Annotated in this window: 2 protein-coding genes; both read left to right on the top strand. The window is 41.5% G+C overall.

The annotated features are described in order from the left end of the window. Positions 1–818: 818 nt before the first annotated feature. Complete coding sequence (rpoB, locus tag DIZ30_RS11230) at positions 819–4436, top strand: DNA-directed RNA polymerase subunit beta (protein WP_002295964.1); 3618 nt, start codon at positions 819–821, stop codon at positions 4434–4436. A 78-nt stretch (positions 4437–4514) separates the two neighbouring features. Continuing rightward, positions 4515–8168, top strand: coding sequence for a DNA-directed RNA polymerase subunit beta' (gene rpoC / locus DIZ30_RS11235; protein WP_002295965.1), 3654 nt, complete (start codon positions 4515–4517; stop codon positions 8166–8168). The last annotated feature ends 285 nt before the right edge of the window (positions 8169–8453 follow it).

An 8453-nucleotide genomic window follows, 5' to 3' on the forward strand; every position in this document is an offset into this window, starting at 1 on the left:
TACTCACTCCTTATAATTCTTTGGTCGGAACTATTTTGAGTGTAGCACAAATGACTTTTTTAGTTGTCTAGCTTAATTTTACAATCGGCGTTTCTTTTTCCTCCTTAATTTTGGGAAACAAAAAATCCATTCAGACAAAATGTCCAAATGGATTGAAAAGTCGGAAAATAAATTGAAAAAGTAGAATGCTTGATACTTTTACTTTGTATTTTCACTGCTCAGCCACTTAGCATTTTGTCTACGTGGCTTTTTGCTGCAATACAAAGTTCTTTAGCCATCATAGATACAAACTGTCGTTTAACGTTTGTATCTATGATGATGAATACAAACCTATCTAAAGTAGCTAAAGTAAAAGTTATTCAGTTGTGTTGGTGCGATTTGGTTGATGTTGGTTCGCATAGAAGTTCCTCCACAAAATGAATTTTCTAAAGTATAACCGAGATAAAAAGGTCTGTCAATTAAGAATTGTCAGATAATTGAAAACATAAAATTGAAAACATTAAGAAAATATTGCGAAAAAGCAGAAGAAACGCCAGGAAGTGTTGACTTTTATAGAAAATAAGTGTAGTATATGAAGTTGCAAAAACTATCTGATGAAGAAAAGGCAGAAACGAAATATTGTCCGTTTCGGCTTTAATATAAGGAAACAAAAGTAGAAGCTCACGAAGTAAGGTTTCAAGAGAATGTTCTATTTTTGGTTTTTTTTTGCCTAAAAGCCGCAAAAAATGTCTGTTGTTACCTAAAAATAATATTTGAAATATTATTGTAACAATTGATCGGGTAGTCTTTTTGAATGACATTTTAGAGGGGTGAAGAGCTTGGCTGGACACGTAGTAAAATACGGAAAACATCGCGAACGTAGAAGTTTCGCAAGAATCAGTGAAGTGTTGGAATTACCAAATTTGATCGAAATTCAAACAGACTCTTACCAATGGTTCTTAGATGAGGGACTTAGAGAAATGTTTGAAGACATTTTGCCAATCGATGACTTCAATGGCAATCTATCTTTGGAATTTGTAGATTATGAATTGAAAGAACCAAAGTATACAGTAGCAGAAGCTCGTGCGCATGATGCAAACTACTCTGCACCATTACATGTAACATTGCGTTTGACAAACCGCGAGACTGGCGAAATCAAAGCACAAGAAGTATTCTTCGGTGATTTCCCATTAATGACAGAACAAGGAACATTCATCATCAACGGGGCAGAGCGAGTAATCGTTTCTCAGTTAGTCCGTTCACCAGGTGTCTATTTCCATGGAAAAGTCGACAAAAACGGAAAAGAAGGATTCGGTTCTACTGTTATCCCTAACCGTGGAGCTTGGCTAGAAATGGAAACTGATGCAAAAGACATCTCTTATGTACGTATCGACCGTACACGTAAGATTCCTTTAACCGTATTAGTTCGTGCGTTAGGATTTGGTTCCGATGATACGATCTTTGAAATCTTCGGCGACAGCGAAACATTACGCAATACAGTCGAAAAAGACTTGCATAAAAACGCAAGCGACTCAAGAACAGAAGAAGGTTTGAAAGACGTTTACGAACGTTTGCGTCCAGGCGAACCAAAAACAGCAGACAGCTCACGTAACTTGCTGAATGCTCGTTTCTTCGATCCAAAACGTTACGACTTAGCAAACGTTGGTCGTTACAAAGTAAACAAAAAATTAGATTTGAAAACACGTCTATTGAATCTGACATTAGCTGAAACATTAGTTGATCCAGAAACAGGCGAGATCATCGTTGAAAAAGGAACAGTTCTGACTCACCAAGTCATGGAAACACTAGCTCCTTTCATTGATAATGGCCTAAATTCAGTGACTTACTATCCATCAGAAGACGGTGTGGTCACAGATCCAATGACTGTCCAAGTCATCAAAGTATTTTCACCAAGAGACCCTGAACGTGAAGTAAACGTGATCGGAAACGGCTATCCAGAAGCAGCTGTAAAAACGGTTCGTCCAGCCGACATCATTGCTTCAATGAGCTATTTCTTGAACTTGATGGAAGGTATCGGCAATGTCGATGATATCGACCACTTAGGAAACCGTCGTATCCGTTCAGTCGGTGAACTTTTACAAAACCAATTCCGTATCGGTCTAGCACGTATGGAACGTGTGGTTCGTGAAAGAATGTCGATCCAAGATACTGAAACATTGACACCTCAACAATTGATAAATATCCGTCCAGTTGTGGCAAGTATCAAAGAATTCTTTGGTTCTTCTCAGTTGTCTCAGTTCATGGACCAAACAAATCCTCTTGGCGAATTGACACACAAACGTCGTCTTTCAGCCTTAGGACCTGGCGGATTGACTCGTGACCGTGCCGGTTATGAAGTTCGTGACGTTCACTACTCCCACTATGGCCGTATGTGTCCGATCGAAACTCCTGAAGGCCCAAACATCGGGTTGATCAATAGTTTGTCCAGTTATGCGAAAGTAAATAAATTCGGATTTATCGAAACACCTTATCGTCGTGTAGACCGTGAAACAGGTCGTGTTACTGACCAAATCGACTACTTGACAGCTGATATCGAAGACCATTACATCGTAGCCCAAGCAAACAGCCCATTGAATGAAGATGGAACATTTGCTCAAGACGTTGTTATGGCTCGTGCTCAAAGTGAAAACTTAGAAGTGTCTATTGATAAAGTAGACTACATGGACGTATCACCTAAACAAGTAGTTGCCGTTGCGACAGCATGTATTCCTTTCTTGGAAAACGATGACTCCAACCGTGCCTTGATGGGTGCCAACATGCAACGTCAAGCAGTGCCGTTGATCAATCCTCAAGCACCATGGGTTGGTACTGGTATGGAATACAAATCAGCGCATGACTCAGGAGCTGCTTTGTTATGTAAACATGACGGTGTCGTTGAATACGTTGATGCTTCTGAAATCCGTGTACGCCGCGACAACGGTGCATTAGATAAATACGATGTAACAAAATTCCGTCGTTCAAACTCCGGAACAAGCTACAACCAACGTCCAATCGTTCATTTGGGTGAGAAAGTCGAAAAAGGGGATACTCTGGCAGACGGACCATCTATGGAACAAGGCGAAATGGCTCTAGGCCAAAACGTTTTAGTTGGTTTCATGACTTGGGAAGGGTACAACTATGAAGATGCGATCATCATGAGCCGTCGTTTGGTAAAAGATGACGTATACACTTCTATCCATATTGAAGAATATGAATCAGAAGCCCGCGATACAAAATTAGGACCTGAAGAAATCACACGCGAAATCCCTAATGTCGGGGAAGACGCATTAAAAGATTTAGACGAAATGGGCATCATCCGTATTGGTGCAGAAGTCCAAGATGGCGATTTGCTTGTAGGGAAAGTCACGCCAAAAGGGGTAACAGAATTATCTGCAGAAGAACGTCTATTGCATGCGATCTTTGGCGAAAAAGCTCGTGAAGTCCGCGATACATCATTACGTGTACCACATGGCGGCGGCGGGATCGTTCACGATGTGAAAATCTTTACTCGTGAAGCTGGAGATGAATTGTCACCAGGCGTAAACATGTTAGTTCGTGTTTATATCGTTCAAAAACGTAAAATCCATGAAGGGGATAAAATGGCCGGTCGTCACGGAAATAAAGGGGTTGTATCCCGTATTATGCCGGAAGAAGATATGCCATTCCTACCTGATGGAACACCAATCGATATCATGCTGAATCCTTTAGGGGTGCCTTCACGTATGAACATCGGGCAAGTATTGGAATTACACTTGGGTATGGCTGCACGTCAGTTAGGTATCCACGTAGCAACGCCAGTATTTGATGGTGCAAGTGATGAAGACGTATGGGAAACAGTTCGTGAAGCCGGTATGGCCAGCGATGCGAAAACTGTTCTGTACGACGGACGTACAGGTGAACCATTTGATGGACGTGTGTCTGTCGGTGTGATGTACATGATCAAACTTGCTCACATGGTCGATGACAAATTGCATGCACGTTCAATCGGACCTTACTCATTGGTTACACAACAACCATTGGGAGGTAAAGCTCAATTTGGTGGACAACGTTTTGGTGAAATGGAAGTATGGGCACTGGAAGCTTACGGTGCGGCTTATACTTTACAAGAAATCTTGACATACAAATCAGATGACGTAGTCGGACGTGTGAAAACATACGAAGCAATCGTCAAGGGTGAACCAATTCCAAAACCAGGTGTACCGGAATCATTCCGCGTATTGGTGAAAGAATTGCAATCACTAGGTCTGGACATGCGTGTCTTGGATATCGAAGAAACAGAGATCGAACTTCGCGACATGGACGATGAAGACGACGATTTGATCACTGTTGATGCTTTGACAAAATTTGCCGAACAGCAAACTGCCAAAGAATTAGAAAAGAAAGCTGCTGAACAAGTGGAAGATGAAAAAGACGATGTCATCCAAAACTTTGAAACCGCAGAAGATAATTTAGACTAATCCGGTCTATGAGCTGCAAGGCGGTCGAAGATCAGCCGTCTTGCGGTTTGCCATTAAATGAAATGGAGGGAACCCCTTTTGATCGATGTAAATAAATTCGAAAGTATGCAAATAGGTTTGGCTTCTCCCGAAAAAATCAGAAGCTGGTCTTACGGTGAAGTAAAAAAACCTGAGACGATTAACTATCGTACCTTAAAACCTGAACGCGAAGGGTTGTTCTGTGAGCGGATTTTTGGTCCTACAAAAGACTGGGAATGTGCCTGCGGAAAATACAAACGTATCCGTTATAAAGGAATCGTTTGTGATCGATGCGGAGTGGAAGTTACTCGTTCGAAAGTTCGCCGTGAACGCATGGGACATATTGAATTAGCAGCTCCTGTTTCACATATCTGGTACTTTAAAGGGATTCCTTCACGTATGGGTCTTGTATTAGACATGAGCCCACGCGCTTTGGAAGAAATCATTTATTTTGCTTCATATGTAGTCATCGAACCAGGAAATACGAATTTAGAGAAAAAACAATTGTTGACAGAACGCGAATATCGCGAAAAACGTGAACAATATGGACAAGAATTCCAAGCTGCTATGGGTGCAGAAGCGATCAAACAATTACTTGATAATGTTGATCTAGATGCAGAAGCAGCCGAATTGAAAGAAGAATTGAAATCTGCACAAGGACAAAAACGTACACGTGCAATCCGCCGTTTGGATATTTTAGAAGCATTCCGCGCTTCAGGAAATCAACCAAGCTGGATGGTTATGGACGTTATCCCTGTTATTCCACCAGATTTACGCCCAATGGTTCAATTAGAAGGTGGACGTTTTGCAACAAGTGACTTGAATGATCTTTACCGTCGTGTAATCAACCGTAATAACCGTTTGAAACGTTTGTTAGACTTGAATGCACCTGGAATCATCGTTCAAAATGAAAAACGTATGCTGCAAGAAGCAGTAGATGCATTGATCGATAACGGTCGTCGCGGACGTCCAGTTACTGGACCAGGTAACCGCCCATTGAAATCTCTTTCTCATATGTTGAAAGGGAAACAAGGTCGTTTCCGTCAAAACTTGCTAGGTAAACGTGTCGACTACTCCGGTCGTTCCGTTATCGTTGTTGGACCTTTCTTGAAGATGTACCAATGTGGACTTCCAAAAGAAATGGCTATCGAATTATTCAAACCATTCGTGATGCGTGAGCTTGTTCAACGCGAACTAGCTTCAAACATCAAAAATGCGAAACGTAAAATCGAACGTCAAGAAGACGAAGTATGGGATGTCTTAGAAGACGTAATCAAGGAACACCCAGTATTGCTGAACCGGGCACCTACGCTTCACCGACTTGGTATCCAAGCATTCGAACCAGTTTTAGTACAAGGACGCGCAATCCGTTTGCATCCACTTGTATGTGAAGCTTATAATGCCGATTTCGATGGAGACCAAATGGCTGTCCACGTGCCATTGAATGAAGAAGCACAAGCAGAAGCACGTATGTTGATGTTAGCTGCTCAAAACATCTTGAACCCTAAAGATGGTAAACCAGTTGTTACTCCTTCTCAAGATATGGTTCTAGGTAACTACTACTTGACAATGGAAGAAGAAGGACGCGAAGGCGAAGGAATGGTCTTCAGAGATCAAAACGAAGCTGTTATCGCATGGCGCAACGGATACGTTCATTTACATTCACGTATCGGTGTGAACCCTAACTCATTAGGTGAAAAACCATTTACTGAATGGCAAAAAGAACGTACGATGATCACAACAGTTGGTAAGATCATCTTCAACGAGATCATGCCTCCTGAATTCCCTTATCTGAATGAACCAACAGACTTCAACTTGACCGTCCAAACACCGGACAAATACTTTGTTGAAGCTGGTACGGATATTCCTGCACATATCAAAGAGCAAGAATTAGTATTACCGTTCAAGAAGAAAAACTTAGGGAACATCATCGCAGAAGTCTTCAAACGATTCAAAGTAACAGAAACTTCTAAGATGCTTGACCGTATGAAAGACTTAGGGTATAAACATTCAACACATGCCGGTATCACAGTAGGGATCGCTGACATCAGTGTACTGAATGAAAAACAAGAAATCATTGAAAATGCCCATAAACAAGTTGAAACTATTACAAAACAATTCCGTCGTGGTCTGATTACAGATGACGAACGTTATGAACGTGTCATTGCTGTTTGGAACGCTGCAAAAGACAGCATCCAACAAAAACTGATGGAAGGTTTGGAAGCGAAAAACCCAATCTTCATGATGTCTGATTCTGGAGCTCGTGGGAACATTTCCAACTTTACACAGCTTGCCGGAATGCGTGGTTTGATGGCCGCTCCTAATGGTCGAATCATGGAATTGCCAATCATTTCGAACTTCCGTGAAGGACTATCCGTCTTGGAAATGTTTATCTCAACTCACGGGGCTCGTAAAGGGATGACCGATACAGCCTTGAAGACTGCCGATTCAGGTTACTTGACTCGTCGTCTGGTTGACGTGGCCCAAGATGTAATCATCCGTGAAGAAGATTGCGGTACTGACCGAGGTCTTGAAATCCAAGCAATCCGTGAAGGAAATGAAATCATCGAATCATTAGAAGATCGTTTAGTGGGACGTTACACTCGTAAAGAAGTACGTCATCCTGAAACAAATGAATTGATCATTGCAGGAAACCAATTGATTTCCGAAGACATCGCAAAACAAATCGTTGATGCAGGTGTCGAAACAGTGACAATCCGTTCTGTCTTCACATGTAATACAAAACATGGTGTCTGCAAACATTGTTACGGACGCAACCTTGCAACTGGCTCTGACGTTGAAGTCGGAGAAGCAGTTGGTACGATCGCCGCTCAATCAATCGGTGAACCTGGTACTCAGTTGACGATGCGTACATTCCATACGGGTGGGGTTGCCGGAGACGATATCACTCAAGGTCTTCCTCGTGTCCAAGAAATCTTTGAAGCACGTAATCCGAAAGGGCAAGCAGTGATCACAGAAGTAACAGGGGATGTCATCGATATCTCAGAAGATCCTGCAACACGTACCAAAGAAGTAACAATCAAAGGAAAAACAGATACACGTACGTATACTGTTCCTTATACAGCACGTATGAAAGTAGCAGAAGGCGATATGATCCACCGTGGTGCGCCATTGACAGAAGGATCAATCGATCCAAAACAATTGTTGCAAGTTCGCGATGTATTATCTGTTGAAAACTACTTGCTTCGTGAAGTACAACGTGTTTACCGTATGCAAGGGGTAGAAATCGGCGACAAGCATATCGAAGTAATGGTTCGTCAAATGCTGCGTAAAGTTCGTGTAATGGATCCAGGTGATACAGATATCTTACCAGGTACATTATTAGACATCGCAGACTTTAAAGATCAAAATTACAATACGCTAGTCTCAGGAGGCGTTCCTGCAACTTCTCGACCTGTCTTGCTAGGTATCACAAAAGCATCATTAGAAACAAATAGTTTCTTATCTGCTGCATCATTCCAAGAAACAACTCGTGTCTTGACGGATGCTGCGATCCGCGGTAAGAAAGATCCTCTTCTTGGTTTGAAAGAAAATGTTATTATCGGTAAGATCATCCCAGCTGGTACTGGTATGCAACGTTACCGTGACATGGAACCAAAAGAAGTCGGTGTAGCAAGCGAAAATGTCTACAGTATTTCAGATATTGAAGCACAAATGGCTGCAGAAGACGCAATGAACAATCAAACAAAATAGATATTTTACAAAAGAGGTTGTGACAAATTATTGTCACAACCTCTTTTTTTGTTTGTCTAAAATAATTTGTCTAACTAGAAGAAAAGTGGGAAAGGATCTTACAACATCGGTTCGTATCCCATTAAGGTATCGGAACGATCATCTTCCCAGAGAAGTCAATCAATAAAAATAAAGATAGATCATTTTTTGAATGTATGATTTGTCAAATTAAGCTAGAATAAAATGCTTCTTGTACATAGCTCAAAAATATTTCGATTGGTGTTCTGTAATTCAATGATTTTCTTG

Origin of the sequence: Enterococcus sp. H57 (assembly GCF_003112495.1) — a bacterium.
Classification (GTDB): Bacteria; Bacillota; Bacilli; order Lactobacillales; family Enterococcaceae; genus Enterococcus_B; species Enterococcus_B faecium.